Raw genomic sequence first — 15,769 nt, 5'->3', positions numbered from 1 at the left:
GTTGTAACGTATCGGAAGTTTTATGAGTCGAAAGATTTAGACGATGTAGGGAGTAGGGAATGATGTGGTTTAATTATTTAAAAAGCAATATAATTTTTTTTCCAATTTAAGTTTATTAGTTAGTTATTTGTTGTATCCATTTTAACTTGGAAAGCTTTTAACATGAAAATATTAGTTGTAGAAGATGACGAGTTAAATGCATGTACACTGACCAACCTTTTGACTAACCAAAACTATGCGGTTGAAGTTGCTACTGATGGCGATGTTGCTTGGGATTTTATTCAAGCTTACGATTATGATTTAATTCTCCTGGATGTAGTTTTGCCCAAGCTAGATGGCATTAGTCTTTGTCGTAAAATCCGGTCTAATGGTCTGCAAATGCCGATCTTGTTGATGACAGGGCGCGATAGTAGTCATGAGAAAGCGATCGGCTTAGATGCAGGTGCAGACGATTATTTAGTTAAACCTTTTGATATAGAAGAGTTAGTTGCTCGTGTGAGGGCACTGTTGCGTCGCCCAGCCGTAACCTCGCAACCTGTTCTGGTATCTGGGAAGTTGCGGCTAGACCCTAGTAGCTGTGAAGCGATTTATGCTGGAAATCTGCTACCGCTTACCCCAAAAGAGTTTGCTCTGTTAGAACTATTCTTGCGAAATAGTCGTCGGGTGTTTAGCTGTGGCATGATTTTAGAACATCTTTGGTCTTATGAAGATACTCCCCAAGAAGAAGCTGTTCGCACTCATATCAAAGGGTTACGACACAAACTTAAAGCTGTAGGAGCGCCCGGTGATTTGATTGAAACAGTTTATGGTATTGGCTATCGTCTGAAACCACTGGAAGAGGATAAGCACGGAGATACAGGGGCAGAGGGGCAGGGGAGCAGGGGAGCAGAGGGGCAGGGGAGCAGGAGAGCAGAGGGGCAGGGGAGCAGGGGAGCAGAGGAGCAGGGGAGCAGAGGGGAAGTAGATAGGGTAAAATCGCCAGTACCCAATCTCAAATCACAGCAGCAAGCGCTAATGGCAGTTGCAGAAATTTGGCAACGATTTCAAGGGCGGGTGGAGCAGCAGGTGAGGGTGCTAGAGCAAGCGATCGCAACTTTAAATCAAAATAATAGTTTAAATGCCGAATTACTCTCTCTTGCAGCCAAAGAAGCCCATACCTTGGCAGGGTCTTTAGGGACTTTTGGCTTGCCTCTTGGCTCAAAATTGGCCCGCAATATCGAACTGCTGCTGAGTTCTGGTCAAATCTTGAGTAAATCTGAGATTGGCAACCTCCAAAGTTGGGTAAATTTATTGCGTCGAGAAATAGAGGGAAACGATGCAGGGGCAATATCTGTATCACCAATCCCGCAATTAGAAACAGTGACGCAACCACTGCAAAATCATCCCGATGCAGAAACTAAAATATTGGTTATGGACGATGATCCGCAAATTCAGGCATTGTTGCAAACCTTACTTAGCCCTTGGGGACTCAGAGCGATCGCTCTTGAAAATCCGCTTCAGTTTTGGGAAACTTTAGAAGCAGTTGCCCCAGATATGCTGATTTTAGATGTGGAATTGCCTTATATCAATGGGATAGAGCTTTGTCGATTGGTACGCAACGATTCACACTGGAGTGAGTTACCCATCTTATTCCTCACTGTTCATAGCGATGCCGAGATGGTAAATCAGGTGTTTAGCGTTGGTGCTGATGACTTTGTAAGCAAGCCCATTGTCGGGCCAGAACTTGTAACTAGGATCGTCAATCGCTTAGAACGAATGAAATTACGGCAGCGTGTGACGCAGGGGAGCAGAGGGGCAGGGGGAGCAGGGGAAGCAGGGGGAGTAAATTTACCCTCATCTTTCCCATCTTCCTCTTACCGAGCTATCAATGAATTAGAGTTGAGGGTCGCAGAGCGAACGGCTGAGTTAATAAGTGTGAATCAGCAGTTACAGTCACAACTTGATGAGCGTCAGCGAACGCAGGAAGAATTACGGTTTTCTCAAGCCCGATTTGCCCGAATTTTAGATATTGCTGATGATGCAATTATTTCTATCAACGGGTTCCACAATATCACCTTGTTTAATCAAGGAGCAGAGAAGATTTTTGGTTACTCTGCCCAGGAAGTGATTGGCCAAGGTCTTGATTTACTCTTACCGCAGCGCTTTTTCCAAGCACATCGTCAACACGTAGCTGACTTTGGGCAATCTCCCAATGTTGCCCGGCGGATGGGAGAACGGCGTGAAATTTATGGTCGCCGAAAGGATGGAAGTGAGTTTCCAGCAGAAGCTTCTATCTCTAAAATAGATATGGGTAATGAGATATTTTATACAGTCATCTTGCGAGATGTCACAGAGCGCAAGCAAATCGAACGGATGAAGGATGAGTTTGTCTCTGTTGTTAGTCATGAACTCCGCACACCTTTAACTTCGATTTACGGCTCTCTCGGAATGCTAGCCAGTGGTTTGCTGCCGACAGACTCAGAGCAGGGAAAACGTCTGTTGCAAATTGCTGCTGATAGCACCGAACGCCTAGTACGTTTAATCAACGACATTCTAGACATTGAGCGGATTGAGTCGGGTAAGGCGAAGATGGAAGCAGAAATCTGCAATATCGTTGATTTGATTACTCAAACAGTAAATGTTATCCAGCCTCTGGCTGACAAAGCTGGAGTGACACTATCCATTTCTGCTCTATCCGCTCAAGTATTGGCAGATTGCGATCGCATTGTTCAAACTTTAACTAACCTACTGAGTAACGCCATTAAATTTTCATCTGCCGGATCTACGGTTTGGTTGGGGGCGCAACAAGAAGGTGACGAAGTTTTGTTGACAGTCAAAGACAGCGGACGCGGCATCCCAACTGACAAACTTGAGAGTATATTTGAGCGCTTTCAACAAGTTGACTCTTCAGATTCGCGTAACCATGATGGTACTGGTTTAGGTTTAGCAATTTGTAGAAGCATTATGCAACAGCACGGCGGACGCATCTGGGCTGAAAGTACATTGGGCGAAGGTAGCACTTTTTACGTCACTCTGCCGTTGTTTGGGACTTTACCACATACTGATTTACAAAACTCTTCCAATATTCCTGTAATTTATGGTCGTCACGAGCAAACCATAAATAGCCGCCTAAGTCAAGATGCAGAATTTTTGACCAAAGGGCGTGTTGTCCCTAGGAATTTGAACAACGATTGATGGAGTTACTTCAGCGAATTAATCACAACCCAATCCTTGTCGGGTTAAGGGGAAAAGGGAAAAGGGGAAAGGGAAAGAAAAAACCTTTACCCCAAACCTGATTCCGAGTTAAAAATGCACAAAGCCAGAAGTATTGAATCACAACTAAATAAGAGGATAGCAATGATGGCAACAAAGCAAATTCTAGTGGTTGATAACGAGCAGTATATTCAAGAAGTTGCCAAGATTTGCTTGGAAACGGTTGCAGGCTGGAAAGTTGAAACAGCGAGTTCAGGTGAAGAGGGGATAATGAAAGCTGAAACTTACCAACCAGATGCGATTTTGCTAGATGTAATGATGCCAGAGATGGATGGGATTGCCACCTTTGAAAAGTTACAAGCTAATCCGGTAACTAAAAAGATTCCCGTAATTTTGTTAACTGCCAAAATCCAGGCTTCCGATCGCCGTCGTTATAATCAGATGGGAATGATTGGTGCGATCGCTAAACCATTCAATCCGCTAGAATTAGCTGCTGAAGTAGCTGAAGCACTGGGTTGGAGTCTGGAAAAATAAGCTGAAGTGAAAACGGTAGAATGCACCCAAATAACTAACTGATGCTGCGTTAACTCAACCTGATTGCCGCCAATCTGTCGGTGCTTCTATATAATCAGGTAGACGAGTAGTGCGATCGCCAAGTGCCTTTCTAATCTGATGCAACTCTAAGTTTTTAGCCCCTGTTAAAATTGTCCCTTCCAGTTTGACATCACTCAGGTCAGCTTCTAAAAAGTTAGCTCCCATCAGGTTTGCCTGAGTCAGGTTAGCTTGATAAAAGGTTGCTCTATGCAGGTTGGCTCCAATCAGGTTTGCCTGATGCAGGTCAGCTTCCGTTAAACTGGCTTCTGAGAGATTGGCAAAATAAACTTCTGTTTGGTGGAGTTTGGCTGCATTCAAGTTAGCCCCTGAAAGATTAGCTCCATTCAGGTTAGCCCCTGAAAGGTTAGCACCAATCAAACCCGTTAGATTTAGGTTGGCTTTACCCAGTTTTGCACCTTGCAAGTTAGCTAAAAACAGCTTTGCTCCAGATAGATTGGCGACTTTCAAAGTTGCTTGTTGCAAGTTGGCTTTATAGAGGTTTGCTCCTTGGAGATTCGCTACACGCAGACTTGCTCCAGAAAGGTTGGCTGAACGTAGGTTAGCCCCTGAGAGATTAGCACGATTAAGATTAGCCCAACATAGATTAGCTCCACAGAGGCTAGCTTTTAATAATTTGGTTTCATAGAGAATAGACCTAATGAGTTTAGCGCCGTTTAAGTCAGCCTCACTCAAGTCTGCTCCACGCAGGTCAGACCCACTCAGGTCAGAACCACGTAAATCTGCTTGTTGTAGGTTAACTCCTAGCAGGTCTGCTCGTCTGATGTCGATATGACGTAAATCAAGTTTCTGATCTTTTGGGTCTTCTAGTGAATTACGCCTGCCGATAACAGTTAGGGCTGCTTGAATATCAGTGCGGATTGTTGGAAATTCTTCATGGAGGTTTTGCTCTAACTGCTGTGTCGGACGCGGCCCACCTCTACGCCTACCTGAATAAGCATCTGGTGCATATTCCGGCTTTTGTTGCTCAACCTTCACCTGCTGGATAGGTGCATTTTCTCGCACAAAGGCAGTGAGGATTTCCATGATTGTCCAGTGTTCTTTAGGAAAATCCTGAGCAACTCTTTCTAAAGCATAAATTGCACCTGTTCGGGTTTCAACTTTATCATGACCAAGCTGGGCAATTGCCCCCATAAAGCGTTCTGAAATCAATCTATCTTGATTGAGTTTGGCATTTTGAAGGCCAATTTCTAGGTTTTTCTCAGCTGCGATCGCATTTTTCTGCATCGCTTGGGCCCGCTTTGCTGCGTAATAGGTATTAAACATTGCCGCCGATGCCAGAAAAACTATTGCAGTAGTTGTTAAAGCTTGGTTTCTATACTGAATCTTTTCCTGAATTGACAATTCTTTAATACTGGACAAAGCAAAGAAAATTACAATCAATGAGCAGCCAAATATAACTGTTATAGTTATCAACCAATTCAACAGAGTGTCTGTCTTTTTAGAAGACATGGTAAAGATTTTCCTTACAACCTAGAATTATTACTTAGATGTTTGGAAAAAATAGTATAGCATTTAGCAGAAAATTATAATAGGTGTCAGAAGACCTCTTTAACTAAGTAATAATGTCGAATAAACTAGTAGATTAGGGCGAAAATAGAACAATTACTGAAAATTGGTGAAAATTTTACCCTATAAGCTTTTTAATTTTAACTTTCACCTTGCAGGACTGGTGTTTTACTCAGAGAATTTAGCTTCTCTAAGGTTAGCCCCATCAAGTATGGCATCATTGAGAATTGCCCCATGTAAATCAGCTAGATATAAACTTGCACAATGCAGGTTAGCTCCTTTTAAGTTAGCTCCTTTTAGGTTGGCTGCACTAAGAATTGCCCCTTCTAGGTTAGCTAAATATAAGTTAGCACCTTCGAGGTTAGCCGCACTGAGAATTGCTCCTGCAAGATTAGCTTCTGTAAGGTTTGCCCCAGCAAGATTAGCTTTATAAAGGTTTGTCTGTTGTAGATTCGCCTTATTCAGGTTTGCTCCTCTCATATCGATATAACTCAAATCAAGCTGCTCATTTTCTGGGTCTTTATTTATATCTCTTTTAGCGATAACGGTAAGGGCTGCTTGAATATCTAGACGAATTTTTTCTAACAGATTAATTGTTACTTCTTCTTGAGGTAGATAAAGAGTATTTTTTCGGATAAAAGTAGTAAGAATGTTCATAATTATCCAGTGGTACTGTGGATGATTTTTGGCAATTTGCTCTAAATCATTAATTACAGCTAAACTGTTTTCTGTTGTGTTATTTTCTAGTTGTTCAATTGCTATTTTTAAATGATATTTTGGGGACTTATGTTGAGTTTGGTTAATTTTTTCTTGGAAAACCTGTATCCCCAGATATATTTTGGCTAATTGACTGTTATTGATTGATGAAATACCTTTTACAGCGTGAAAATAATTAATGATTACTGTCAACATACTATGGTTAAAAACTTAGTGCTAATTGGTGGCGGTCACAGCCATGCAATTGCCCTGAAAATGTTTGGAATAAAGCCGTTACCCGGAGTGCGTTTGACATTGATTACTGCAAATCAAAAGACAGCCTACTCTGGAATGTTACCAGGACACATTGCTGGATTTTACACCCATGATGAATGCCATATTGATTTGAAACCATTGGCTAACTTTGCTCAAGCAAATTTGTATATTGACAGAGTAGTTGCCCTAGACTTGGAAAACAACAAAGTTCTCTGTGCTAACGGATTGGCGGTAGATTTTGATGTGCTGTCTATTGATATTGGCAGCACTCCGGCCAGAGTGTCTGTATCAGGAGCAGCAGAATATACGATCGCAGCTAAACCAGTATCCCAGCTATTGGAACATTGGTATGAACTAATTGCAGCTGTAGGTAAAAATCCTCAAGAACCAATTCGGATCGCGATCGCAGGTGGAGGTGCTGGCGGTGTAGAATTGGCGTTGGCTATGCAATCTCATTTACATCAGATTTTCCATCAAAATCAACAACCAATTGAAAATCTGGAAATTCATTTATTTCAGCGTAACAAACAACTGATGCCCAATTATCATCAATCAGTACGGCATCAACTTCAGCAAATTCTCACCGAGCGAGGTATTAAGCTACATCTTGGAGAAAATGTGTGTAATATCGCACCTAAAAACTCCAAGGAAACTAGAGAAACATTTGAGATTAAGTGCAACTCTGGTTTGAGAGTAGAGTGTAATAAAATTTTTTGGGTAACACAAGCTTCAGCACCCGAATGGTTAAAAATTGCGGGACTAGGAACTGATGAGCAAGGTTTTATTCTGGTAGAGGATACCTTACAATCTCAAACACATCCGCAGGTATTTGCATCTGGTGATATCGCCACAATGGTAAATTATCCGCGTCCAAAAGCTGGGGTATTTGCTGTTAGACAAGGTAAACCTTTATTTAATAATTTGCAGCGAATTATATTAGGTAAGTCACTCAAACCCTATAAGCCGCAGAAACAATATTTAAGTCTAATTGGTACAGGAGATGGAAGAGCAATTGCAACAAAAGGCATCTTTACTTTACCACCTCATAAACTCTTGTGGCATTACAAAGATTGCATTGACCGCCGCTTCATGGAACGCTTTCATTTTGAAGAAATAAGAGAATAGGGAATGGGGAATGGGGAATGGGGACTGGGGACTGGGGAATGAGGAATGGGGAATGGGGGAGCAGGGGAGGTAGGGGGAGTAGAGGAGAATATTTATTTAATAATCAATGCCAATTCCCAATTCCCAATTCCCAATTCCCAATTCCCAATTCCCAATACCTTTATTGAAGCTGTTCAATTAGCTCCATAATTTGTTGATAATACTGAACATTTCCCTCTTGGTAATACAAATCTGCGGATTTCTGGAAATCCGCAATTGCTCCTTGAGAATCACCCAGATTTTGGTAGACATCTGCTCGCAAGATGTAAGCTGAAGCCCAATGAGGCTGAAGCTGCAAGGCTTGGTTTAAGTCTGTGAGCGCTCCTTGTAAATCTCTCAATAGAGAACGGCTACGACCCCGATTGTACCAGTCTTCAGCAAAGCTGGAGTCGATCGCGATCGCCCGACTGTAATCTTCGATTGCTCCTTGATAATCTTCTAGAGCATAGCGAGCATTAGCGCGATCACTGTAAAATGCAGCAGATTGAGGATTTATTTGTAAAGCTTGGGTGTAATCTGCGATCGCACTTTCATAAGCTTCTAAAGCATAATGCGTTGAACCTCGATTGTAATATGCTTCAATTAAATCAGGATTAATTTTTAATGCCTGATTATAATCTGCGATCGCTCCTTGTTCATCCCCCAGAAGACGACGAGCATTTCCTCGATTGCAGTACGCTTGTGAGAATTCAGGAACCAACTCTATCGCTTGGGTGTTATCATCAATTGCTCCCTGTAAATCTTGCAGAGCTTCACGAGCAATCCCCCGACCATAATAAGCTGCGGCTAATTTATCATTAATCTGTAATGCCCGATCATAATCTTTAATTGCTCCTTTATGATCTCCTAAAGAACGACGAGCCGCCGCGCGATCGCAATATCCTTCAGCTAAACTAGGATTGAGTTGTAATAACCGATTGCTATCTTCAATTGCGCTTTGATAGTCTCCCAGCCGGCGCAGAGCATTGGCGCGAAAGCCATATACTAAAGCCAGAGTCGGATTTTCTTGTAAAGCTTGGTCATAATCTGCGATCGCACCCTCATAGTCTTCAAGGGTACTACGGACAAGACCCCGTTCACAATAAGCTTGCACATCATCAGGATTGAACTTTAGCGCTTGATTAAAATCCTCAATTGCTCGGTGATATTCTTTGAGATGAGCTAGAACCAAACCCCGGTTGTAATATGCTCCAGCAAACCTGGGATTTATTTCTAGGGCGCGGTTGTAATCTGCGATCGCACTTTGATAATTTTCTAAAGAGTAGTGGGCATTACCTCGATTATGATAAGCCTCTGCCAACTTAGGATCTAATTGTAATGCTCGGTCATGATCAGCGATCGCTTCCTTGAAATTTCCTAAGATATGGTGAATATTACCCCGATTGCTGTATGCTGCGGCAAAATTGGGATACCACTGTAAAGCTTGTTGAAAATCTGCGATCGCTCCTTGATGATCGCCTTGTTCAAAACAAACTACACCCCGATTATGATAGGCATTGGCAATATCAATATTGATGTTATCAGCTAACTGGGTGCTAGTTTCTATTGTTTGGATATAGTCAGCGATCGCTTTGTCGTATTTTTCTAAAGCAAAGTAAGCATTACCTCGGCTGTGGTAAGATTGGGCGAGATTTGGATCAATTTCTAATGCTTGGTTATAATCTGCGATCGCTCCTTCGTAATCGCCTAAAAAGTAATGTGCATTACCCCGGTGATAGTAGGCTGTGGCAAAATTGGGATTGATTTCTATAGCCCGATTAAAATCTGCGATCGCACCACGATAATCTTTGAGTTGACCAGTGAGAATAATCCCTCGATTATGGTAAGCTTCAGCAAAGTTAGGGTTAAGCTTGACTGCCTGGGTATAAGCTGCGTATCCCTCTGGGGTTGCCACAGGCATCGCTCCTTGATAATCGCCTTGTAAACTGTGGTTCAATCCTTGGTTTAAAAATTCTTCAGCATTCATATAATAATTTTCTTGGATTTCAACATTCCCTAGCTTAAAGGCAATGGGATTGTTAACTATATATTTTGATAATCATTCTAGTTTAAGATCCCTACTGAAGTCTCATCAGAAAATGGGAAGCTAAGAGGATGTTTGAAAACTCCTCTTGTCGGTATCAAAAGTTCTAGCTCCTCCTAAATCCACGCCACATACTTCTCCCTTGGCGCTAGCCTCTCCCTTTGGGAGAAGGGGAGACGCTGCGCGAACAAGTCGGGCATTTCCCGCCTAACGCAGTGGGCTCCCCTTAGAAAGTGGAACTTTGATTCCGCTTCCCCCCTTTTTTAGCTACGGTGTACACACATCTCTCTACAAAACCAAAATATTGTAAATCCTCCGATAAATTGGAGGACTTTGAGAGGTTTTGCCCCCCTTTTTGTATTGTTTTAACAAAATCAATGTTTTGATTTTCAGGAGCCGCAAAAAAAAGTGGGTCAGTTGGCCTGCCCTGGGACTATGCCTGATTAAAATGATAGAGACACCGAAAAACCATCTCCAAAGAAATGCGGTCAAATGGAAGAGCCAATTCTTCGGCAATCGCATCTGCAAGGTCAATCAAAGCTGCATAGAACAACCAACTATTCACATCTTTTATAACAAGGCATGAAGACATATTAACTAATGGACTTATTTGACCAATATCTTACAAAAATAACTGAAGAAGAAGCACCCCTAGCGGCTCGGATGCGCCCACGAACACTTGATGAATTTGTTGGTCAAGACCATATTATCGGACAAGGAAGGCTCCTGCGGCGTGCTATTAGTTTGGATCAACTATCTTCCTTAATCTTTTCTGGTCCACCGGGGACTGGTAAGACTACTTTAGCTCGTGTTATTGCCAACACCACCCGCGCTCACTTCATCGCTATCAATGCTGTACTCTCAGGAGTTAAAGAAATTCGAGCGGCAATTGAAAAAGCCCAAGAAGAGCGCAAGTTTCATAATCAACGAACTATTCTTTTTGTCGATGAAGTCCATCGTTTTAATAAGTCTCAGCAGGATGCTCTATTGCCTTGGGTAGAGAATGGTACAATCATTCTCATTGGTGCTACCACCGAAAATCCTTTTTTTGAAGTCAATAAAGCACTTGTCAGCCGTTCGCGGATTTTTCAACTTCAGCAATTAACTGATAAAGATTTATACAAAATTGTTGAGCAAACACTAGCTGATTCGGAACGTGGTTATGGCAAGTTAACAGTACAAATTGACACAGATGCCTTAGCTCATCTAGTGAATGTTGCCAATGGTGATGCTCGTTCATTATTGAATGCTTTGCAACTGGCTGTAGAGACTACACCCCCCGATGCTACAGGTGTTATTCATATTCCTCTAGCAGTCGCAGAAGAATCAATTCAGCAGCGTGCTGTTTTATATGACAAAGAAGGGGATGTCCATTTTGATACCATCAGTGCTTTTATCAAGAGCTTACGAGGTTCTGACCCAGATGCAGCACTCTATTGGCTGGCCAAAATGGTTTATGCAGGTGAAGACCCGCGTTTCATTTTCCGTCGGATGTTAATTCTTGCTAGCGAAGATGTCGGATTAGCTGACCCACAAGCAGTTGTCGTTACAAATGCCTGTGCCGAAGCCTTTGATCGCGTGGGAATGCCAGAAGGACGTTATCATTTGGCGCAGGCAGTACTTTATTTAGCGACTGCACCAAAATCCAATAGCATTATGGGATTTTTTGATGCTTTAGCCGCAGTAGAAATTGAAAATGTTGCAGAAGTTCCCACTCATCTTAAAGATGCCAATCGGGATAAAAAAGGTTTTGGACATGGGGCGGGTTATCTGTATCCTCACGCTTATCGAGATCATTGGGTAGAACAGCAATATTTACCCAAGAGCTTGCAAGGGCAATTGTTTTACCAACCATCAACCCAAGGTTATGAACACCAAATTGCAACACAAGTGGCACGTCGTCGAGAAGCTCAACTTGCTGCAATAGTAGAAGGTATTAGTGTTGCACCAATGGAAGTAATGACTTATGGAACTGTTGACCGAGCAAATGAGCGCTGGTTGCAACGTACACTTTCTCAGGTAAGTACACAATTAGCATCTGTGCGCGATCGCATTTTCACTTTCGCTCAATTACAACGTCATCATTTAGTATTGGATCTAAATGCCGCCACTGGTTTACTTACTTGGGAAGCAATCCGGCAAGTTCCTGAAGGTGGGGTTTATGCCTGTGTTCGCAATAGCTCTGATGCCAATGCTTTAGTAGAACTTGCTGTGGCACTTCCTGAAACAATGCGACCAATAGTTTTTACTGCATCTGTTGCACAGATACCTGCGATGCTGGCATCTCTTGCACCAAATGTACAGTTTGACTCTATTATCGGGCGCAATGTACTAGCCTCGGAATCAAATAAGGGACTTGCTGCTCAAATTTTAGGTCAATTGCTCCCGTACTCAGTCAAGCTTATTTTAGCTGAGACAGTACCTCGTCATACCCAAAGGTTTTACCGCTTACTGCCCAGCCAAAATCTCGATACTCAATTGTATGAGCGATTAGTTTTAGCGGAAGAAGCTATTTATACAGATGCCTCTGACCCCATGCTTAATTGGGATGCTGATGATTTGCGTCACGCTTTTGCCTCAAATGGACACTGTGTACAACTAGTTGTTGAACAGTATTTGACACCAATACACATCTCTGATAATTTTATCAAGCGTTTATTTACTGCTAATCCTAATCGACCAAGTTATGCAGATCGTTTGGCTGAAAATTTGACCAGTGAGGAAATAGACATTCTTAAAAGTTTATTTATTCGTTACTTACTCAATCAATCCGTTAATTGGTCAAGCAGTGTGGTATTTTTAAAGATTAGCACATGAATATTTTTTGGCTCCCAAATCACAGTCATTTATAGTTATGATTTTAAAGATGCAATTGCTATTAGACATATCCTGCTAAACTTTATTTGTGAATAATCTGATTGCATTAAAAGGACTTTAGAGAAATATGCTAGTTACCCCTCTTCTGTCACTTTCCGAGTATTCTGAATAAAAGAATAAAACCCTGAAAGGTAAGTAGGTCAATAGAAGTAAGTCAATGGATTCATCCTCAAGACCAAAGACATCTACAAGTGTTTTGTGAGAATTCTCCTATTAGCTACCTTACCTCGAAAGAGTCCTCTATCTGCCACTGCTTCACTAAAAAAACGAACGCAGATAGAGCAACAAATTAAGTTCTCCCGTATCACTGTCTTCTCAAGTTGAGACTCCGAAAAGTTTTCTGCACCACTAAGCAGAAGAGGGTTAGGAGTAGCTGTGATGGGGTTCAGCCAGGATACGGATACCGGATACCGTCGGCTTAACCCTTAGTTGAGTGGATCGAAACGCTGCAAGATGAGAGCTATAAAGACCACTGGCAAACCTACACCCATACAAATAAGAGCTTGGATAAATGTCAAAGGTGTGGTGTCAAACACTTGATTCATCATGCTCCACTGACTGAACAGACATTGTAAAATCACCACAACCAAAATTCCGATCGCAGGTGCATAGGCTACGGGTGTTCGTTTACCTTGGATTCTCACGAATAGAGATGGTAAAAACTGGCTAATACTTAACAGGTAAAAGACTTCTGCCGCCACCAGCCCATTAATTGCCATCGTGCGAGCTAAGGCTTCATTGCCTGTAGTTTGCAGTATCCATTGAAACATCCCAAAAATTACCAGCCAATTGAAGACGGAAATCGCGATGATGCGTTGGAGTAACCCACCCGATAAAAGTCTTTCTCTGGGGTTGCGCGGTGGTTGTTGCATCACCTGTCCAGATTTTGGCTCAAAGGCAAGGGGAGCAATCAATGCTATTGAACTAACCATGTTGAGCCAGAGAATTTGGATTGGTAAGATGGGAAGCACGGTTGCTAGGAGAATGGCAATCAAAATCGTCATGGATTCGCCAACGTTGATCGGCAGCAAGAAAGCGATCGCTTTTCGTAAGTTGCGGTAAACCCCGCGCCCTTCCTCCACAGCCGCTTCTATTGAGGCAAAGTTATCGTCAGTTAGCAGCATATCCGCCGATTCTTTGGCAACCTCTGCCCCAGCTATGCCCATCGCTACACCAATGTCTGCCTGTTTAAGAGCGGGAGCATCATTGACACCATCTCCAGTCATGGCAACAATTTCACCCTGAGACTGCAATGCTTTCACCAGATGCAACTTTTGTTCTGGAGCAACTCGCGCAAATACCATACCTTCCTCAGCCGCTTGGGTGAATTCTTTTTCATCCATCTGAGCTAATTGCCGTCCAGTGAAAACTTGTGCCTCAGTCGAGCAAATTCCCATTTGACGGGCGATCGCAGCTGCTGTTAGCGCGTGGTCGCCTGTAATCATTTTTACCTGAATCCCCGCAGATTGACAGGCTTTTACTGCGGCGATCGCTTCTGCGCGAGGCGGATCGATTATGCCTTGAAGTCCCAGAAACACCAGTCCTCGATCGATATCATTGCGATCCAAGGATCGCTTAGTGGCAACTTCTTTGCTGGCAAAAGCTAGTACTCGTAACCCTTGGTTTGCCATGCCAGCAACTTCCTGTTCCACTGCGGCAGGATTGAGCGCAACCTGTTGTCCTTGAGCATCGAACATGCGATCGCATCGTTGGAGAATTGCCTCTACAGAACCTTTGAGATAAATCACATTCAGCGATCGCTTTGCATCCAATTCATGCAAAGTTGCCATGTACTGGAATTGAGACTCAAAGGGAATGGTGTCTATTCTAGGTAATTCTTGCTCTAGATTGGCTTGCGTCAATCCCGCTTTATTGGCAGCCGTAATCAATGCTCCCTCAGTTGGGGTTCCTACTAAGTTCCATTGCCCATCTCCCCATTTGATATGAGAATCATTGCAGAGCAATCCTGCTTCCAGGGATTCCCAAAGAGCAACATGTACATCTGCATTGAAATCAACCGGTTGTCGATCGATCAGGATTTCACCGTCTGGGGCATAACCAATACCGCTAACGGTGTAATGTTGTCCACCCGCATAAATCTTTTGAACCGTCATCTGATTCTCAGTTAACGTCCCAGTTTTGTCAGAACAAATAACAGTGGTACTTCCCAAGGTTTCCACAGCAGGTAGCTTGCGAATAATTGCCTGACGTCGTGCCATCCGGGAAACTCCGATCGCCAAAGTGACGGTGACAATTGCAGGTAATCCTTCGGGAATCGCGCTGACTACCAAAGCCACACTCGCTTTGAAAACATCAATCCAAGATTCGCCTTGTCCTAATCCGACTGCAAATGTCAGGGCAGCTAAACCTAAAATGACATACAACAAGCTTTTGCTAAATTTGTCAATATTTCGTGTTAGCGGTGTTTTCAGATTTGTGCTGCTTTCAATTAACTGGGAGATGCGACCGGTTTCAGTGGCATCTGCGATCGCTACTACAATCCCTTCTGCCTGTCCAAAACTGACGAAACTTCCGGCATATACCATATTGCTGCGTTCGGCTAACGGTGTTTCGACGGCCAGCGATGCCGTTGCTTTCTCAACCGGAACGGATTCGCCTGTTAAGGCAGACTCGTCAACTTGCAACCCACGCACACTTAATAACCGCAGATCGGCGGGTACTTTATCCCCAGATGCCAGCAATACCAAATCACCCAGAACAAGTTCAGTCGAAGCCAGACGGGTTTTTTGACCATTGCGAATCAAAGTTGCTTCGGTAGTGATGGCTTTGGATAAAGCAGCGATCGCGCCTTCTGCTTTCGCTTCTTGAATATAGCCAATGATGACATTAATTAAGGTGACACCAAAAATTACTCCCGCATCTAGCCAATCTCGCAGCAGCAGCGTCACCACTCCTGCCGTCAGCAAAATATATAGTAGTGGTTGATTAAATTGCTCTAAAAATCGTAGCCAAGGAGTTTTTCCACTTTTACCAGTCAGTTGATTTGCACCCATCTGCTGGTGTCGTTTGGTAGCTTCTTCATGGGTCAAACCTGCTTCAGGATGGCTGGCTAAGGTTTGCACAACCTTTTGTTCGCCCAGAGTATGCCATTCATAGTTGAGTAAATCTTCTGTTGTCTGGGCAAAAGTATTTGTCGCGATCGTATCTGCTGTCATTTTCGTCTCCAAAAAATAATTAGTAATTAAGAGGATGTTTGAAAAGTCATGATTGATGTATGAAATATTTTTTACCCCACCCTAACCCTCCCCTTGTAAAGGGGAGGGAACCCAATTTTCCGGTTTCCCCCCTTTATAAGGGGGGATTAAGGGGGGTAATAATTCGATTTAAATCACAGCCAACCACTTTTCAAATAACCTCTAAGACTCATCAGATTTAATCTGGATTTCTCTGTTTGAATCT

The 15,769-nt window shown here is 43.0% G+C and carries 9 protein-coding genes; 4 read left to right on the top strand and 5 right to left on the bottom strand.

Annotated features, from left to right (window positions below):
• The first annotated feature begins 162 nt into the window (after positions 1 to 162).
• Both H6G86_RS12680 and H6G86_RS12675 read left to right on the top strand, forming a co-directional pair.
• Positions 163 to 3,174, top strand: a complete 3,012-nt coding sequence (locus H6G86_RS12680) for a response regulator (protein ID WP_190934627.1) — start codon at positions 163 to 165, stop codon at positions 3,172 to 3,174.
• A gap of 165 nt (positions 3,175 to 3,339) precedes the next feature.
• Positions 3,340 to 3,726 (top strand): response regulator, encoded by a 387-nt coding sequence (locus H6G86_RS12675; RefSeq protein ID WP_190934653.1) that lies wholly within the window; start codon positions 3,340 to 3,342, stop codon positions 3,724 to 3,726.
• Between the two features lie 54 nt (positions 3,727 to 3,780).
• Here the strand turns inward: H6G86_RS12675 and H6G86_RS12670 are convergent, their stop codons facing one another.
• A complete protein-coding gene (locus H6G86_RS12670; protein WP_114086084.1) occupies positions 3,781 to 5,256 on the bottom strand; it encodes a pentapeptide repeat-containing protein in 1,476 nt (491 codons plus the stop codon).
• Positions 5,257 to 5,481: 225 nt separating this feature from the next.
• Positions 5,482 to 6,225, bottom strand: coding sequence for a pentapeptide repeat-containing protein (locus H6G86_RS12665; protein ID WP_190934626.1), 744 nt, complete (start codon positions 6,223 to 6,225; stop codon positions 5,482 to 5,484).
• A gap of 3 nt (positions 6,226 to 6,228) precedes the next feature.
• Between H6G86_RS12665 and H6G86_RS12660 the strand changes: the two genes are divergently transcribed.
• On the top strand, positions 6,229 to 7,410 hold the full coding sequence (locus H6G86_RS12660; RefSeq protein ID WP_190934625.1) for a slr1591 family oxidoreductase: 1,182 nt from the start codon (positions 6,229 to 6,231) through the stop codon (positions 7,408 to 7,410).
• Between the two features lie 160 nt (positions 7,411 to 7,570).
• Here H6G86_RS12660 and H6G86_RS12655 read toward each other — a convergent pair whose 3' ends face one another.
• Both H6G86_RS12655 and H6G86_RS40160 read right to left on the bottom strand, forming a co-directional pair.
• Positions 7,571 to 9,415, bottom strand: a complete 1,845-nt coding sequence (locus tag H6G86_RS12655; RefSeq protein ID WP_190934624.1) for a tetratricopeptide repeat protein — start codon at positions 9,413 to 9,415, stop codon at positions 7,571 to 7,573.
• A gap of 490 nt (positions 9,416 to 9,905) precedes the next feature.
• A complete protein-coding gene (locus tag H6G86_RS40160) occupies positions 9,906 to 10,064 on the bottom strand; it encodes a hypothetical protein (protein ID WP_206758434.1) in 159 nt (52 codons plus the stop codon).
• Between the two features lie 8 nt (positions 10,065 to 10,072).
• Here H6G86_RS40160 and H6G86_RS12650 point away from each other — a divergent pair, with 8 nt between their 5' ends.
• Entirely contained in the window at positions 10,073 to 12,289 is a 2,217-nt protein-coding gene (locus H6G86_RS12650) for an AAA family ATPase (protein WP_190934623.1), read from the top strand.
• Between the two features lie 485 nt (positions 12,290 to 12,774).
• Here H6G86_RS12650 and H6G86_RS12645 read toward each other — a convergent pair whose 3' ends face one another.
• Positions 12,775 to 15,525, bottom strand: coding sequence for a cation-translocating P-type ATPase (locus H6G86_RS12645; RefSeq protein ID WP_190934622.1), 2,751 nt, complete (start codon positions 15,523 to 15,525; stop codon positions 12,775 to 12,777).
• Positions 15,526 to 15,769: the final 244 nt, after the last annotated feature.

This window comes from Nostoc sp. FACHB-133 (assembly GCF_014698055.1).
GTDB lineage: Bacteria > Cyanobacteriota > Cyanobacteriia > Cyanobacteriales > Nostocaceae > Nostoc.
The sequence above is the reverse complement of the archived record's forward strand: the minus strand, read 5'-3'. Positions and strand labels throughout refer to the sequence as shown.

What these genes read in the sequence shown, in the direction of transcription:
- H6G86_RS40160 (WP_206758434.1), bottom strand. Translation starts at nt 10,064, where the DNA reads ATGTCTTCATGCCTTGTTATAAAAGATGTGAATAGTTGGTTGTTCTAT.
- H6G86_RS12670 (WP_114086084.1), bottom strand. Translation starts at nt 5,256, where the DNA reads ATGTCTTCTAAAAAGACAGACACTCTGTTGAATTGGTTGATAACTATA.
- H6G86_RS12650 (WP_190934623.1), top strand. Translation starts at nt 10,073, where the DNA reads ATGGACTTATTTGACCAATATCTTACAAAAATAACTGAAGAAGAAGCA.
- H6G86_RS12675 (WP_190934653.1), top strand. Translation starts at nt 3,340, where the DNA reads ATGGCAACAAAGCAAATTCTAGTGGTTGATAACGAGCAGTATATTCAA.
- H6G86_RS12665 (WP_190934626.1), bottom strand. Translation starts at nt 6,225, where the DNA reads ATGTTGACAGTAATCATTAATTATTTTCACGCTGTAAAAGGTATTTCA.
- H6G86_RS12645 (WP_190934622.1), bottom strand. Translation starts at nt 15,525, where the DNA reads ATGACAGCAGATACGATCGCGACAAATACTTTTGCCCAGACAACAGAA.
- H6G86_RS12660 (WP_190934625.1), top strand. Translation starts at nt 6,229, where the DNA reads ATGGTTAAAAACTTAGTGCTAATTGGTGGCGGTCACAGCCATGCAATT.
- H6G86_RS12655 (WP_190934624.1), bottom strand. Translation starts at nt 9,415, where the DNA reads ATGAATGCTGAAGAATTTTTAAACCAAGGATTGAACCACAGTTTACAA.
- H6G86_RS12680 (WP_190934627.1), top strand. Translation starts at nt 163, where the DNA reads ATGAAAATATTAGTTGTAGAAGATGACGAGTTAAATGCATGTACACTG.